The organism is Colwellia sp. MB3u-41 (genome assembly GCF_014076845.1).
Classification (GTDB): Bacteria; Pseudomonadota; Gammaproteobacteria; order Enterobacterales; family Alteromonadaceae; genus Colwellia_A.
Map to the genome: position 1 here is coordinate 518,708 of NZ_JACGUT010000084.1, position 15,399 is coordinate 534,106.

Annotated in this window: 18 protein-coding genes; 11 read left to right on the forward strand and 7 right to left on the reverse strand. The window is 35.0% G+C overall.

The window, feature by feature from the left end; translation table 11 throughout:
• Positions 1 to 36 precede the first annotated feature (36 nt).
• The 4 genes from H4J73_RS18945 (at position 37) to H4J73_RS18960 (ending at position 2,009) form a co-directional block, all read left to right on the forward strand.
• Positions 37 to 267 (forward strand): hypothetical protein, encoded by a 231-nt coding sequence (locus H4J73_RS18945; RefSeq protein WP_182182027.1) that lies wholly within the window; start codon positions 37 to 39, stop codon positions 265 to 267.
• 131 nt (positions 268 to 398) lie between these two features.
• A complete protein-coding gene (locus tag H4J73_RS18950; protein ID WP_339379418.1) occupies positions 399 to 815 on the forward strand; it encodes a hypothetical protein in 417 nt (138 codons plus the stop codon).
• A gap of 189 nt (positions 816 to 1,004) precedes the next feature.
• Positions 1,005 to 1,646 (forward strand): LiaF domain-containing protein, encoded by a 642-nt coding sequence (locus H4J73_RS18955; RefSeq protein WP_182182028.1) that lies wholly within the window; start codon positions 1,005 to 1,007, stop codon positions 1,644 to 1,646.
• A 90-nt stretch (positions 1,647 to 1,736) separates the two neighbouring features.
• Complete coding sequence (locus tag H4J73_RS18960; protein ID WP_182182029.1) at positions 1,737 to 2,009, forward strand: hypothetical protein; 273 nt, start codon at positions 1,737 to 1,739, stop codon at positions 2,007 to 2,009.
• Between the two features lie 37 nt (positions 2,010 to 2,046).
• On the opposite strand, the gene H4J73_RS18965 is transcribed toward H4J73_RS18960, so the two are convergent.
• On the reverse strand, positions 2,047 to 4,479 hold the full coding sequence (locus tag H4J73_RS18965; protein ID WP_182223374.1) for a DUF748 domain-containing protein: 2,433 nt from the start codon (positions 4,477 to 4,479) through the stop codon (positions 2,047 to 2,049).
• A gap of 296 nt (positions 4,480 to 4,775) precedes the next feature.
• Between H4J73_RS18965 and H4J73_RS18970 the strand changes: the two genes are divergently transcribed.
• The 4 genes from H4J73_RS18970 (at position 4,776) to H4J73_RS18985 (ending at position 8,529) form a co-directional block, all read left to right on the forward strand.
• Entirely contained in the window at positions 4,776 to 5,660 is an 885-nt protein-coding gene (locus H4J73_RS18970) for an alpha/beta fold hydrolase (RefSeq protein WP_182182031.1), read from the forward strand.
• Positions 5,661 to 5,758: 98 nt separating this feature from the next.
• A complete protein-coding gene (locus tag H4J73_RS18975; protein ID WP_182182032.1) occupies positions 5,759 to 6,298 on the forward strand; it encodes a redoxin family protein in 540 nt (179 codons plus the stop codon).
• Positions 6,299 to 6,467: 169 nt separating this feature from the next.
• On the forward strand, positions 6,468 to 7,955 hold the full coding sequence (locus H4J73_RS18980) for a VCBS repeat-containing protein (protein ID WP_182223375.1): 1,488 nt from the start codon (positions 6,468 to 6,470) through the stop codon (positions 7,953 to 7,955).
• A 184-nt stretch (positions 7,956 to 8,139) separates the two neighbouring features.
• Positions 8,140 to 8,529 carry an acyl-CoA thioesterase gene (locus tag H4J73_RS18985; RefSeq protein WP_182182034.1) on the forward strand — a complete coding sequence of 130 codons (390 nt, stop codon included), beginning with the start codon at positions 8,140 to 8,142 and terminating at the stop codon, positions 8,527 to 8,529.
• A 196-nt stretch (positions 8,530 to 8,725) separates the two neighbouring features.
• On the opposite strand, the gene H4J73_RS18990 is transcribed toward H4J73_RS18985, so the two are convergent.
• Complete coding sequence (locus H4J73_RS18990; RefSeq protein ID WP_182223376.1) at positions 8,726 to 8,965, reverse strand: hypothetical protein; 240 nt, start codon at positions 8,963 to 8,965, stop codon at positions 8,726 to 8,728.
• 194 nt (positions 8,966 to 9,159) lie between these two features.
• On the opposite strand from H4J73_RS18990, the gene H4J73_RS18995 reads away from it, so the two are divergent.
• Genes H4J73_RS18995 through H4J73_RS19005 form a run of 3 tightly spaced genes read left to right on the forward strand, consistent with a single transcriptional unit; the run spans position 9,160 to position 11,543 of the window.
• Complete coding sequence (locus H4J73_RS18995) at positions 9,160 to 10,035, forward strand: alpha/beta fold hydrolase (protein ID WP_182223377.1); 876 nt, start codon at positions 9,160 to 9,162, stop codon at positions 10,033 to 10,035.
• 2 nt (positions 10,036 to 10,037) lie between these two features.
• A complete protein-coding gene (locus H4J73_RS19000) occupies positions 10,038 to 11,177 on the forward strand; it encodes an RNA polymerase sigma factor (protein ID WP_220460127.1) in 1,140 nt (379 codons plus the stop codon).
• Between the two features lie 27 nt (positions 11,178 to 11,204).
• Positions 11,205 to 11,543: a HopJ type III effector protein gene (locus H4J73_RS19005; protein ID WP_182182037.1), complete on the forward strand. Its 339-nt coding sequence runs from the start codon at positions 11,205 to 11,207 to the stop codon at positions 11,541 to 11,543.
• On the opposite strand, the gene H4J73_RS19010 is transcribed toward H4J73_RS19005, so the two are convergent.
• The 5 genes from H4J73_RS19010 to tpx form a co-directional block, all read right to left on the reverse strand.
• Entirely contained in the window at positions 11,544 to 11,735 is a 192-nt protein-coding gene (locus H4J73_RS19010; RefSeq protein WP_259366516.1) for a hypothetical protein, read from the reverse strand.
• A gap of 15 nt (positions 11,736 to 11,750) precedes the next feature.
• Positions 11,751 to 12,455, reverse strand: a complete 705-nt coding sequence (locus tag H4J73_RS19015) for an ABC transporter substrate-binding protein (protein WP_182182039.1) — start codon at positions 12,453 to 12,455, stop codon at positions 11,751 to 11,753.
• Between the two features lie 220 nt (positions 12,456 to 12,675).
• Positions 12,676 to 13,656 (reverse strand): methylenetetrahydrofolate reductase, encoded by a 981-nt coding sequence (locus tag H4J73_RS19020; RefSeq protein WP_182182040.1) that lies wholly within the window; start codon positions 13,654 to 13,656, stop codon positions 12,676 to 12,678.
• A 224-nt stretch (positions 13,657 to 13,880) separates the two neighbouring features.
• Positions 13,881 to 14,372, reverse strand: coding sequence for an Hsp20 family protein (locus tag H4J73_RS19025; RefSeq protein ID WP_182182041.1), 492 nt, complete (start codon positions 14,370 to 14,372; stop codon positions 13,881 to 13,883).
• Between the two features lie 289 nt (positions 14,373 to 14,661).
• Positions 14,662 to 15,327, reverse strand: a complete 666-nt coding sequence (tpx, locus tag H4J73_RS19030; protein ID WP_182182042.1) for a thiol peroxidase — start codon at positions 15,325 to 15,327, stop codon at positions 14,662 to 14,664.
• Positions 15,328 to 15,399: the final 72 nt, after the last annotated feature.

Consider the following 15,399-nt stretch of genomic DNA (forward strand, 5'->3'; position numbering starts at 1 on the left):
TAGTTGTTAAACTTTGACTGAATATTGCCTTGTTTTATGACCTTATTATTTAAAAATAATTTACTTATTTTACTTATTTTACTTATTTTTATTAGTATGGATAGTTATGCATATAATGAAAATGAAGCGAAAACTTCAGAAAAAGAACGACCTGTCATTCAGGTGGTATCTGAAATTTATCCGCCTTACCAAGTGATTAATGAAATCGGTGAGCTTGGGGGACTGTCTGTTGATAAAGTAAAATTACTCTTTCATCGCTGTCTATAAATTATCAGGTAAAGATATTTCCGTGGGCACGAGGTTATCAATTAGCGTTAACGCAACCTAATCTCTTTATATTTTCGTTGTTAAGGACACAAGAAAGAGAGTCTTTATTTCGGTGGGTAGCACCATTATGTTTGATAGAATTTTCATTTTATCGGTCAAAAAGCAGACCTGACATTCAACTGAATTCAGTAGCCGAAGCAAAAAATCACCTTATTGATGCACAAAAAGGGCAAGCATCAGCGGAGTATTTATTAAGGCTAGGTTTTGAACCAGAAAAGAATCTGTCTATTTCTTATAATAACGATAATTTTATTCAAATGTTAGCCTTTGACCGTGTTGAACTGATTGTTCTCTCTTCAACATACTTTACATCACTCATAGCAACAAACTCACCTTATGCTGACAAAATAGAACCTGTTTTTTCTATCAATTATTTAACGCGTAATTTTTATTTAGCGAGTAGATTTAATACCTCAACAGATTTGATTAATCGACTTGATAAAGCCTATGATGAATTAGCGCCACAATTTTATGGTAATTGTAAATAACAAGCCTTATTTTTTGCTTGATGGGTTGGTTAAATTACATGGATAATGGTTAAAAGTACTAAATCATAATGTCTTTTATGTTTTTTTATTACCCTATATATGTAAGTTATTGTAATTTATTATTATTATTGATGGTCTGTTTATTGCTTTATTTTCAATCGTATTTTAACTGTTTAAAGGAATAATAAGATGGCCGTTAACATTGCAGACCGACCTATCGATAAAGTAAGAGAAGAGGTTGTTGACCAATTAGTGATGAATTATAGTCACGGTGAGCTTTCACATGAAGCTTTTGAAAGACGATTAGACCAAGCAATGGCTTTTGAATCAAATGAAGAGCTTGTTTCACTTGTTGCAGATTTAGACTTAACCGTCGATCAAGAATATATAGAGAAGAAAAAGGAAGACTTTCGCTTTAATTATGCTTCTACTCCAACTGATGAAAGTGATTTACTTGTTAATATTTTTAGTGGAAGTGGCCGCAGTGGCGAATGGCGTGTCGCTAAAGAAATTAAGTCAATAAATATTTTTGGTGGTTGTGATATCGATTTTAGTGAAGCCATATTTACGCAAAGAGAAGTTACGGTAAAAGTCTTTTGTTTGTTTGGTGGCATTGATATATATGTGCCTGAAAATGTGAAAGTCGTTTCAAAAGCTTTTTGTGTTTTTGGTGGTGTCGACAATAAAGCGCCATCTACTGATTATATTGATGCCCCCACCATTTACGTTGAAGGAGTCGTGTTATTCGGAGCTTTAGATATCACCCTTAAACGTACACTGAAAGAACGTTTTATCGCTTTTGCTGATGGTTTAAAAGATATATTTAATTAGCTTTTATTATTTATACACTTTATTGACTTCGGCAAACCTTTTATAAATCCCTTATGTTATTTTTAGTCTTAACAAAGTAGAGGGGATAAAGTGACTGATAAGCAAACGATTAAATTACTAAAAGTGATGATGTTTTTTGGCCTTTTTCTTTTCTTACTTGGCTATTATCTTTTATCTTATGCGGATCTGCCTGAAAAAATGGGCGTAAAAGGTATTATTATCTGCGCTGCCTGTATGGCTTTTGGGTTGATTTTTTCATTACCTACAAAAATGTATCTAACCTTTTTATGGGTTAAACGAGAGAATGATCAAACTTGTAAATATAAAGCACAAAAAATAGATAAAAAAAACGCGAGCACGTAATATGCTCGCGTTTTTTGTTAAACGAAACTGATAAAGCCTAATCAGTAAAGGTAATCCTTGGCTTCGCACCGATAGATGAATCTATTTTAGGGTAGCAAAGTAACAGTCTTGCAGAGGCAATGCCTTGTTCTTTAACCATGTAATCTTTAAAAGCATTGAGACGTTGCTCAGACAATTTAGCGAGTTGCTTTATTTCATCTTTGTTGGTAATTGCAGCACCTAAGGGTTTGTTAATATCCGCTGGTGTTGCAATTGCACATAACGTTAACTGTGTCTCAAGTTTGTCTTTCATTAACGAAGAAAACTGAGTGAGAAACTTACTATGTTGATCTGTTAATTGAGTATCTTTTACAGGGAATTCAAGGTCATTAAAGCGCACTTTGAGTAAGTAACCACCTGCTGATATAGCAATATTGACAACATTGGCATAGGGAACAAATGTTGCCATCAAATACTCTTTAGCTGCTGACATTGTTGCTTGCTTAACCATTAAGCTGATAAAACCACTCATGCCAAACGATGGATCATTGGTGCTGCCTGTTAATGGAATATCTAGCTCTACATTCCCATCGCCGTCTTTTAACATGCCTAATGCTATATTAAACGGCACTGATGTCTGGCTTTTTATGGTGCCCGTTTCATGATCGTTGGCTGCGCCAAGTTCAACGCCTCTTAAAAGTAATACGGTATTACCGTCAATATTGGCATTATTAACGGTAATATCAAGTTCTACATCAAGCTGGCCGCTCTTAAGTTCATGTTTAAGTGCGCCTGAGATATAGGTTGATAATGACGGTAGGCTCACTTCTTTGAAGAAACCTTTTAATTTATAAAAGTCTTCATGACTAAAAGGCTTAGCAATGGCTGACAAATCAAAATTAGCATACTTATCACTGCTTCCCTTTAACGAAAATTGGCTCTCTTGCTTTGGTTTTTGATTATCAAAAGGGCCAGCGTTAAGGGTTGTGATACTAAATTCTCTTTCATAATGAGGGCTGGTACTACGGTCAATAAAATGAATTTGTGCGCTGTCACCCAATGAAAAGCTATTAAGTGACAATAAGAAGGGTGATTCAGTACTCTTTGTCGCTACGTCAGCAGTATTTGGCTGATTGACATCTTTTTCTATCGCCGCTTCAGTAGGTTGCTCACCTTTTGGCGAAACGGGCAATCCGGTAATATTTTTTTCTTTATCAAGGTTGGTATCAATTGCTAAGCCTAAAAGGCTAATAGTGTCGATAGATAAACCCTGCTGCGATACCGTAATATTATTAATATTTAAATTTTTGAACTGGGCTAAAGGTGGTAGCTCATCGGTGGTGTTTTCAGCAAATAGGCTTTGCTCAATAACAAGGTTGGCGATATTAGCTGTTATTAGCGACTCCAATGTTGTTATGGCAATGTCATCAAGCTTTATCGCTGATATTTTGGCCAAAACTTGTGACTCTATCTCATCGTACGCCATTAAATTATTGACGTTTAATTTAGCGGTTCCTGATATCTTCGGGGCTTGGTCACTGACGAGTTCGATAGATAAGTTTTGCAAAGATAAAGGGTCGATATTAAGTGCAACTGTTTTATTTCTTTGTGCTGCCTTAAAGCCTGCTGATGTCAGCTCAAATTTTTCAAGGTTAATATGCGTAGCAGTCTCGGTGATTGAAACTAACTGTTTACTCTTAATACTGACAGAGCCCTGCATTATTAAAGGGCGTTGCCCTGTGCTATTACCAGCTATAAAAGGTTGAAATGGCGACAGCGCCAATTCAGATATAGTTAATTCTGAATTTATTTCACCTTTTTTTTCAGCTAGTTGTGCTTTTAATGTTAAAAGTAAGGGAGCTTTATTGATGAAAGCGTTAAGGGATATTTCAGCTCGTTGTGCTTGAGCTGAAGCGAGAACATTTTTTATGAGTAATGAATTAATTGCAAATTCTTGCTGACTTTGTTTCACACTTATATTAAAAACAGCATTAGAGAGGCTAAAATTAGGTAACGAGAATTGATAATTATTCGGTTTGTTTTTTGGCTGAATTTCATCCGGTTGTGTAACAGAAGACGAAGGAAATTCTGTATTACCAGCCAGCACAAAACCACCAATTATCGGTGTTTTATTATTTAAATTAATATCAAGATATAAACCATCAATAGCAAATTCTGAAAAATGTAAAGTATCGGTTAATAGCCTATATAAACTCGCCGTAACCGCTAATGATCTAACCTCTACAACAGGCTTTTTAATAGTGTTTTTTGTCGTTATGGCAAGTTCACTTATCGTTAAGCGTGACAAAAAAGGGTTGTAACGAATGGTGGTTGTATCAGCCAATATCAACTGCTGTTCACTAAGGTACTTACCGAGATAATGTTGACTCATAAAAGGTGATGATATCCAAATAACTAGAAAAAGAGCAATAAAGAATAAACCGACAAATTTGACTGTTTTAGTGGCGGTTTTTACAAAAGAAGAAGACATACATTTCCTAATTTAAGGGGGCGTGTTATTAAAATTGATTATCCGGTTGAGCAAGGGAATTTACTTTTCAACATGATGGCGTTGTTACTCAAAGGATACTTAACTGCAATATTCTGGTTAAGCGTGCGTAGGTTATTGACTTTTTTATCTACTGTCTAGTGTTATGGTCGTAATGGCGTAAGTAATATCAGGTCGATTCAGTAATTTTTATTGCTCTATAGGATTCAACATCGTATGCTCATTTTAAGTGGTCTGACCTTTAACTATTGCCAATTTAATTAACGTTTAATAAACCTATGATAAATCAAGAATCTTTATTTTTACCTCAAGGTGAACATCAACTTCATTTAAGACATATCTGGAAAAAAAAAGGGGGAATACCCGTTTTTATGTTACATGGTGTGATTGAAAACGGTTTGATTTTTTATACTAAGAAAGGTAAAGGTTTAGCTTGCTACTTAGCGGAGCAGGGGTTTGATGTTTATGTAGCTGATTTACGTGGCCGAGGTGAAAGTACTCCTCGTATTGATGCAAGTGCTGAACATGGTCAATTTGAAGCGATCACCCAAGATATACCACTTTTTATCGATTACATTTCTCAAACAACAAAGCAGAAAATTCATCTTGTTGCCCATTCATGGGGAGGTGTTTTATTAGCGAGTACGCTTGCTAGGTTTCCAGCAGTTATGGAAAATATTCGCAGTAAAACTTGTTTTGGAACAAAACGAATGGTGACCGTGAAAAGTGTAGAGAAACTTTTTAAAGTCAATATAGGTTGGAATAATTTAGCCCCTAAACTGGCAAAGCAAAAAGGCTTCTTAGATGCTAAAAAACATGGTATTGGCTCTGATAACGAAACAAGACAATCATTAGCAGATAGTGTTGCTTGGGTCAAAAAAAGCGAATGGCATGATACTACGGATGGCTTTGATTACTTTCAAGCAGCAAAACGGGTAGATTGGCCACCGACATGGCATTTTACTGGGAGTAACGATAAAGTCTTAGGCCATGCTAGCGATGTAAATATTTTCATTAATGAATCGAACCCTCAGGCGAAGTTTACTTTACTGTCAAAATCTTTGGGCAATATGCAAAATTACGATCATATTAATATTCTTACTCATCCCAATGCTCGAATTGATCATTATCCGCAGTTGGTTAAATGGTTGAAGTCTCACTAAGCTATCCCCTTAATTACTTTTTATAAGCCTTTACGCGACTAAATATTGAGTAATACTGTTATAAGTCATCTCATCACTTTTTTAAATGGATTTAGAATATGAATAAAACTATCGTTTTTATGACAAGTGCCTTTTTTCTTGCGGGGTGTCAGTCAATTTATACCGCCCAAACTACTCTTCCCATAAAAGAAAAAAACCCTGGAGAACAATCAATACCTAAATATCAAGAATTTATTAATAGCGGCGACCTCTTACCTATTCAGTATGTTGTTGATATTAAGGGTAATACTATTGATTTAACGAATAATAAAAAACGCAAGTTGGTGATTTTATTTGCAACCTGTTGCCCAGATTCTAACCGAGCAGTTAAAGCACTCAATAAATCGCCATTATTGAATGACCCCGCGGTTGATGTTATTGCAATTGCCCGCGAAGAAACAAACGAAGATGTCATTAAGTGGCGCGACAAAAATAATATTCGTGTGCCATTAGCCACAGATATTAATCGTAGTATTTACCAACAGTTTGCCGTAGGTGGCATTCCTCGTTTAATTACGGTAGGTAAAGATAATAGAGTAATAAAGATGAACTTAGCTGAAGAGCAAGAGCAAGAGCAACTCAAGCTTATTCAATGGTAGGACTGGCTAGCAGAATTAGGGCAGGAATTGTTACAATTCTCTATTTGGTTTTTACGATCCATTTTATTAGAATTGAACTTTGTTAATTATTTGTAATCAACAGTAGTGCTACTTCCTTGTGGCTAATTTCATGCTCAGGGACAAATAAATAAAACTTTAAAGGATTATCATGTCAAAAACAAAAACAAAAACAACAATAACGACAGCTTTATTATTAACAACGTTAGCTTCCCCCTTATCACTCGCCAAAGCGAATAAATTAAACTTCCATAAATCTCAACAAAATTCTGAACATAAAATAACGGGAAAACTGTTGTATTTGAATGACAGAAATGGCGATGTTGATTTACTCATTCATGACGATAAACGTTTTAGCTATTACCCACGCATTGCTAAAGACGGCTTAACAAAAAAAGCTCAACTTATTGAAACACCTGATAATGCGCAGTTTTATAATCAAGCAAAATTAGCTAATAAGAAAAATGAAGTTGTCGTATATTTAACCGGCGATGCGGTGATGTCTTACAATATAGAAGATAAAACACTCAGCAAATTGTTAGATGTTGATACTTTATATAAATATCAAAGCATTTTTGAAATGAACTTTGGTGAATTTGTCCAAGACTTTAACGAAGATGGGCTAAGCGACTTTATTACTTACAGTTTAGATAAAACTCATCTGTATCTGCAAAAACCTGATGGGTCATTCACTCATCAATCGTTAGCTATTTCTCCTCGGATTGAAAAGTCGGGTAGTGGTATATCCTTTAAACCACAAAATTTTTATCACGCTGATTTTACACATGATGATAAAAAAGATATTGCCTTCCAAGTTGATGACCAATTGTTAGTCTTTGCTCAATCAGAAGATAAATCATTTAATAATAAAATAATGACTGTTTCCTTAAATGCTCATTTAGAAAATAAAAACTCTGCGATAAAAAAACAGCAAGGTGAAAAAAGTGCAGATGTGAATCTTGAAACTATTGAAGATATTAATGGTGATGGCCTCGTTGATATAGTCACTAAAGAATCGGTACGAGAAGGCATGATGTCTAGAACTAATGTACTTATGGTGCGTTATGGCTTTATCGACAATGGTGTCATGAGTTATAAGAAAGAAGCTGATGGTCAAGCTACTTTTGATGGTCAAGGTATGATTAAGTTTAAAGATGTTGACGGCGATGGCTTGAAAGACTACTACACACTGAGTGTTGAAATGGGGATTGGCACAATGATGTCTGCAATGTCTGGTGCTATTGATATGGATTTACGATTCTATAAATTAGGCCAAAATGGCAAATATGTTAAAAAACCTTCTTATGAAAATGAAGTTGAAGTGTCAATTGGTTCAAGCAGTGACGGTGAAGCGCTTACTGAGGTAAGCGATTTTAATGGTGACGGTATTAACGACTTGATCCTCAAGACTGATGATGAAGAATTCACTATTTATTCAGGCGCTAAAGGTATGCGCTTATTTGCTAAACGTGGTGCTGATTACGAAATTGCGTTACCTAAGAGTGTTCGCACCGAAGTTAAAGATTTTAACAACGATGGTAAAGCAGACATCCTCTTTTTATATGGTAAACACTATGATGAAGACGAAGAAAAAGAAGTCGGTGAGCATAAACTCACCTTATGGTTATCTGCGAGTTAATTAACACTAAAAATTCGCTATACTATAAATGTTGAAGGGTATCGTGTCATGGTTCACAAGGCGTTTCGATATCTTCGATGCATTCTTATGATTTATGCTATATAAATCATCGATACCACAATCTTTTTTTAGTAATGTCATTGCGCTATAGATAGCAATAAATGACGATTTTTAAGGTTATATTATGCGTTTTTTGTCCCGTAGATTGGTTCTTCCTAATGATTTAAACTATGCAAACTCACTTTTTGGCGGTAGAGCGTTAGCGTGGATTGATGAAGAAGCAGCGATTTTTGCCATTTGTCAATTAGAGACTAACTGCTTAGTGACTAAACATATTGGCGCTATTAATTTTGAATCTCCAGCTGTGCAGGGAGATGTTGTTGAGTTTGGTCTATCGACCAAAAGCGTTGGCAGAACCTCAATTACCATTACTTGTTTAATGCGTAATAAAATTACTAAAAAAACCATCTGCTTAGCTGACGATATTGTCTTTGTGCAAGTTGACCCTGAAACCAAAGAACCTATTCCTCACGGAAAAACATTAGCGGCTTTACAAGCGCAAGAAACGTTATAAATTTACCAACACAGTGATCCCTTGTTTGGCGTTTTCTTTTAAAATAAGCATTGTAAATTAAAATTACCTATTGATTTATAATGCTATTTTTTATGTGGCTGTAATGTATGATAAAAAAATCTATTTTTCATGACCTGTCTTTATTCGCCCATTTTAGTGAACGCTATAGTGAATACTTCCACATGAACGATAAAAGCTAAGCACTCATTTTTTTTGCAAATAAACCTTCAATTTGTAATCGCAGTCTATTTTTAACCTGTTTATTCAGGCCCATTGTGAAAAGTATGCTTGAAATAGTAGCGACAACGATTATTGTTTTATATAACTTTATGCCAGTAAACATAACTAAAAGCATTAACAAGAGTGCATAAGTTAATCCCATTACAGCGAGACATAAACACAGTCCTTGCACCTCTTTATTTTGAAATATTTTCATGCTCCATTCCTTTTTGTATTCAATACAAATGAGCTTAGCAAAGAAATCTTATTCGCTCTATAGCGAAATTAATCATAAATGTTACATGAGATTTCGAAGGTTAATTTAAATAGATGTCACAAAGTAAAATGTCATGGGGTCTTGTTAATGAAATAAGAAGTTTTCTCTTTTTATACATTATTTTAAGGACCAGTATGAATATAGTACATATAATATTAGCAGTGCTTGTGTTTTCGATGAGTCTTAATACTAAAGCCGACAGTTGTATTCGTGTTGAAGTACAAGGAACAGGGCAACCCTTAGTTTTAATTCCAGGGTTAATGAGTGATGGACGTGTTTGGCAGCAAAGTGAAAAATATTTAGCAAAAAATTATCAAGTACATACGGTCAGTATTGCAGGGTTTGCTAATACAGCAGCATGTGCAGCGGCAGATAATATTATGCCTCAAGTTAAGTCTGAATTATTAAGTTACATAGAGCACCATAAATTACAAAAACCAGTATTAATGGGTCATAGCTTAGGGGCATTTTTATCTTATAGTCTAGTAATAGAAAATGAAACGCTATTTTCTGCGGTTATTGCCGTCGATGGCTTACCCTATATTGCGCCAATATTTACCAAAACATTAGCGACTACGCCAACAGACATGCGGCAACAAGCTGACTACATAAAAAATATCTATCAACAGGCAACAGCTCAGCAAATGGCTGATATGACTAAACAAACCATTGCTATTCAAGCAACGTCAATAGAAAATCAACAAGCGGTTATTGCTATGGCAAAAGTATCTGATCAAAATACAGTGGCTTCAGCTTTACATTTTTTATTACTTAATGATTTAAGGGAGCCACTAAAAAAGGTTAAAACACCCGTGTTACTTATTGCTGCCCAAGGTGCATTTACCAATGAAGCGTCTCGTCGATTCGCTACCGCTTTATACCAACAACAAATAGAAACTGTACCCAATGCTCATTTAATTACCAATACTGATGCTAGACATTTTATTATGTGGGACGATAATGAATGGCTAATGGCAGCAACTGATTTATTTTTACAGGGCGTCTTATAAACATGCTACTTACTGATGAACAACAACTGCTGCCTGATATTGCTTTAGCAAAGTTGGGTGATTCACTTGCCTTTACCCGCTTAATTGAACAGTTAGCTAATACAGTTGGTTCTATTGCTTTAGCTATTACCCAAGATCTTGATAGCAGTGAAGATGTTAGCCAAAAAGTTTTTATTAAAGTCTGGCAGGAAATAAATCAACTAAAAGAAAATATAAGCTTTTTACCTTGGGTTCGACAAATAACACGCTACACCGCGTTAAACCATATAAGAGATGAAAAAGTTAACCGAAACATAAAAGGAGATGAAACTGAACTTTTGCTTGCTACACTTATTGACCCTAGTCATTCAGCTGACGTAGGATTACTGAGGGAAGAACAGAATACTTTAATCCAAACTCTTTTAGCTCAATTACCTGATGAGAGTCGGGAAATTGTGCTGCTATATTATAGAGAACAGCAGAATACCGAATCAGTAGCCACCTTATTAGGCTTAAATACAGCGACAGTCAGAAAACGTTTAAGTCGCGTGCGGGCCTTAATAAAAGACCAAGTATTAGCACGTTATGGTCATGTTATATTATCAACAAGTCCGTTAAGTTTAGCGACGTTAGTTTTATCGGGGCTTTCAGTGAGCTCGCCTGTTGCGGCTGCAGTAGTCACAAAAAGTATAGTCAGCAGTCAAGGTCATTGGTTAGTAAAAATACTGCTAGCTTTAGGAGGAGCGATGCTCGGCGCTTTACTTGGTATGGTGGCAAGTTATATTGGCATGTCTAAAGTCATTGAAAAATTGGTAGATGAAAAACAAAAAGCTCAGCTTAAGGTTTTACGTAATAAAACCGCTTTTCAATTGTTCCTTAGTGGTATTTTATTTACCTTAAGTTATGAATTTACAGAAGGTTGGGGGATGCCTTTTTTATGTTTTATAACATTATTTTATTTTATCTATCGCTCAACTCAACAAGTGAACGCACTTGTTGGACTTCCGAAGGATATAACAAAATTAACTGACACTGATTTGATGCAGCAATCAAGAAAAGATCAGTTTTGGTGCCAATTTGGTCTCATAGTAGGTTTTGTAGGAGGTTGCACTGGTCTGATGGTTGGCTTATATAATAGTGGTCGATTTACGACCTTTTTTTAACAAAAAAATAATTTAAATAGGAATTGTATGCAATTAAATGATTTACTTGAAAAGTTAAGTGCCACACCCGCGCAGGTTGAATTTAACGAAGTGATGGCTGTTATTTTGGCTACCTACCATTATAAGCCTTGTACGTTTAGTAATGGAGAACTCCTTAATGAGGCTGGTACCAATGAAGGGTCATGTAAGATTTTTTATTTTGCAAAGTTGCATCATTTGTCTGACCAGGCAACATTAGCGTGTTTTGGTCAATATTACCGTCAAGATGTTTTACTTCATCCTGAGGGGACAGATCACGGAAATATTAGAAAATTTATCAAGCAGGGGGGGCAAGGTATTCACTTTGAAGGTATTGCGCTCTCTTAATTAAACCTTATCTTCTAAGAGATATTGCTGGTAACCCTTTACGCCAAAATAGCGAATAGATTTTTTAAGTTTGATCATTTTGGCGATAAGTAAGTCGCCAAAATATATTTTGACCACTTCTCTATCACCATTGGAATCTGATTGGTATTGGTGTATTGAATTCTTTCTTAAATTATCAAATTCTGTTTTCATGATCAGTTTCAAATGCTAATTCGCTTTTGTTAAAGGATGAGTATACTTATTTATTATTGCGCGTATTTTTCCTTCCTGTTTTAATCTATTAATCGCTTGATTAATAACAGGCACGATATAGGCTTTAGATTTTTGTATACGTAATGGGCGTATTGAAGACTCATGCACTTGCCCCGTTTCTATGTTTAATTGATGAATATTACTCAGGTAGTTAACAATGGTTTGGTTAGCAATACCAACATGTAACCTATTACCTTCAATAAGCTTTAAAAGTTTTAGCTCACTTTCTACATCATAGCGTTTAAATAAGGTATCAAAAGCATAACCAAAGCCCTTAATCGTAGCGATGGTTTCGTTTGCTAATACGTCAATTTTTCTGAATTGGCCTTGTGGAAAAACAAAAACATCCTCGGTTTTAAATAACGGTTGGCTGTATAAAGAAATCGTACTTTCGCTTGAACGCCACTTGGCGATAGGGCAACATTCAATGTCGACTTTACCTTCTATAAAGCTAGAACGTATTCGCGCAGATGAAAGATAAACAAATTCTAATTGGTAAGGGGTGAGTTTAAAAATTTCTTGAAATACTTCAACATAAATACCGCGATGTTCTTTTTCTCCAAATGAATAAGGAGGGTGTCCTTCAAAAGAGAGAGCCACCTTAATGGTTTCAGCTTGGGCACTTAAAGATATGCACAAAAAAATTGAAATCCACTTCATGTTTTTCAAACTCACAGTTACTGTTGTCGTTATATCACTTAACTATAACAACAACAGTGAAATCTGCTTAATAAATGTTTGTCTAAACATTATCTTACTGAACTATTCTTCAAATTTACTGGCGATATACTCCTAAGAACATGTAAATATATCTTGAGTTGAGTTAAATAACCAAACGAAATTTACCTTACAAACCATTAAATAGCGTTCAAGTAAATTATTATTGCTGATGAATTAATCGTTCAAGTTCTTGCTTTGATAAATAGTTTTCCATTGTCGAACGAAGTAATTTATATAATAAAATTGAACCGTCAATTTCCTCTTTACGGTTAGTTAAGCTTTCTATATTCAAACCTAATGGTAAATCATAGGGTAATACGGCGTCGAGTATTTGCTGAAGTGTGTTTAAGCAGATACGAATAGATTCATAAAGCGGTTTTTGTGCGTTAAGGATACGTAAGCTGGTCGCTTCAGGTACGCTGACGCCTAACCATTCAATAAACTCTAATGTCTTTTTACTGCCACACGGTGAAAACGTTAAAATGATACGTTGTGGTTTTAATCCTTGTTGCTGACATTCGATCGCATAGCGCGTTAACATATCTATGGTGGCTTGTGGGTTATAAATAGCTTGAGAGATAAAGAAGTTACATCCTTGCTGATGCTTTTCTATTAACCGAGTATGTTCATTACCTTTATTTGCATGACGCTCTGCGATGGTAATACCGCCGATAAAGAAATCATTTTTGTTATCAACTAAAGTTTTATATGCACTGGCAAGCGGTAGTGAAATATTATTCTTTTGAGAAGGGCTTCCTACAAGAACAACATCACGAATGTCATATTTCTGCCAAGCTTCATTAGCCCATTGATTAAAGTCATTACTATTTGATTGAACAACACTCTTGTAAGTGATCACCGGACGTTGAGATTTATCTTGTAGTAACGATGAATAGTAACGGGGATCTAATGTTGATTTAAAAGGGAAAGGGCGAGGTATATTCGTACGAGAATTTTCATCTTGTATATCGTAAACAATCAAACCATCGAAATCAATATCACTAACGCGTTCAAGCAGCTTTTCTGCAATTAATTCAACTTGTTCTACAGCAGTATCGCTTTTGGGAGGGGTTGTACCAATAAAATAGACGCCACGGGTGTTATCGTTATAACGAGCTCTTAATTCAGATCCTTTGTTCACTTTATTTCTATACCATAATTTTGATAAAACTGATGACTTTATAATACCTGCTTGGTCGTTATAAATCTGCGCTATATTTATATTTTATTATCGATAAAAAAATAAAAAGGGAATGAAGCACTTTATGTGAATATTATTGCTGGCGCACTAGATTACTTACCCATAAAAAAGCCCAGTCAATGACTGGGCAAAAAATATAAGGGAGAAACCTAATCAATAAAAGTTTAGCTTTCGTTTGCTCTTATCGAATGATTAGTTCTTGAAGCAGCGCGTGGTTGCAGTAAACTTTTACCATTTATTGCTATTTTTCTTGGTTTCAATGCTTCTGGTATTTCTCTTTCTAAATCAATATGAAGTAAACCATGATTCATAAAAGCACCAATAACTTTAACATGTTCACCGAGCTGAAATTTTCGCTCAAAATTTCGCTCTGCAATACCTTGATGTAAAAAGTTTCTGGGTGAAATATTATCGCTTACTGGTTTAGTACCCGTAACGATTAAGGTGTTTTCTTTTGATTCAATATCAAGATCTTCATCGGCAAAGCCAGCAATAGCCATCGTAATACGGTATTGGTCTTCAGCAAGTAATTCGATATTATAGGGAGGGTAAGATGATTGTTTGTCTGAACGAGATGCTTTTTCAATTAACCCTGCTAAGTGGTCAAAACCAATAAATGAGCGGTAAAGTGGGCTGAAATCTGTTTGTGTACGCATAATTCATATCCTATTAGTTATACCCTAATGTATCGTTGAGGGTATTAGCAATATGTGATTTCCTTTGGAATATTTCTGTGCTTACTATGGCCAACAATTAGTCGCGAAATAGACAGGCTGAAATTATTATTCAAAAGAATTTTAAGTGCCTTTCAATATTGAACAGGCGGTTAATGTAGCCCCTTTAAACTTATGGCGACTACATTAATAAAGATGGGAACGATGCTGTGCTTTTCAAGTTTATCTATAAATAAAAACAAATAATTATTTTAAAGTGTTGATATTTAATTTATTTTTTTTCAATGTTTGTAGGGCTACTTTCTTGGGGGGAGCTCTCTATTGGGCTAAGGGCTATGATTGTTGAAAGCGCTAGCTCATAGTTTGGATGTTTTGAAATATCGGCAACAATTTCTTTATAAGCAATTATTCCAGATGAATCGATAATAAATATCGCTCGAGTTAATAATCCCATATCTTTAATAAGCAAGCCATAATTTGTACCAAAATCTCGCCATACAGAGTCAGATAACACTCTTATTTTATCAATATTTTCTGTTTCACAAAAACGTTTTTGTGCAAAGGGTAAGTCATTGCTAATCGTTAGCATGACAATATCTGTTGGCAAGTTTGCTACTTCTTCATTAAAACGCTTTGTTTGTAAAGAGCATATACCGGTATCTAAACTTGGGACTATTGAGATAAGTAAGTTTTTCCCCGAGAATTCATGTAGTGTTACCGGGACAAAGCTTTCATTAACCACTTTAAAATTAGGAGCCTTTTGACCAACATCGACTTGTGTGCCTAATAAGGTTATAAATTTGTTGTTTGCCTTAACTAAATTTGTTGTTTGTTGTAAGTTATCTTCGTGAAGTGAATTAGCTGACGCCTTAAAAAGAGTAAAATTATTTAAAGTTAATAGCAGTGGAAGGCTAACGAATATCGTTGAAAATTTCATAGTGTTTAAGCGCGTTATAAAGTTATTGATGAATAGATGTTAACTTTGACGATAAAAAATAGCCATTATTTA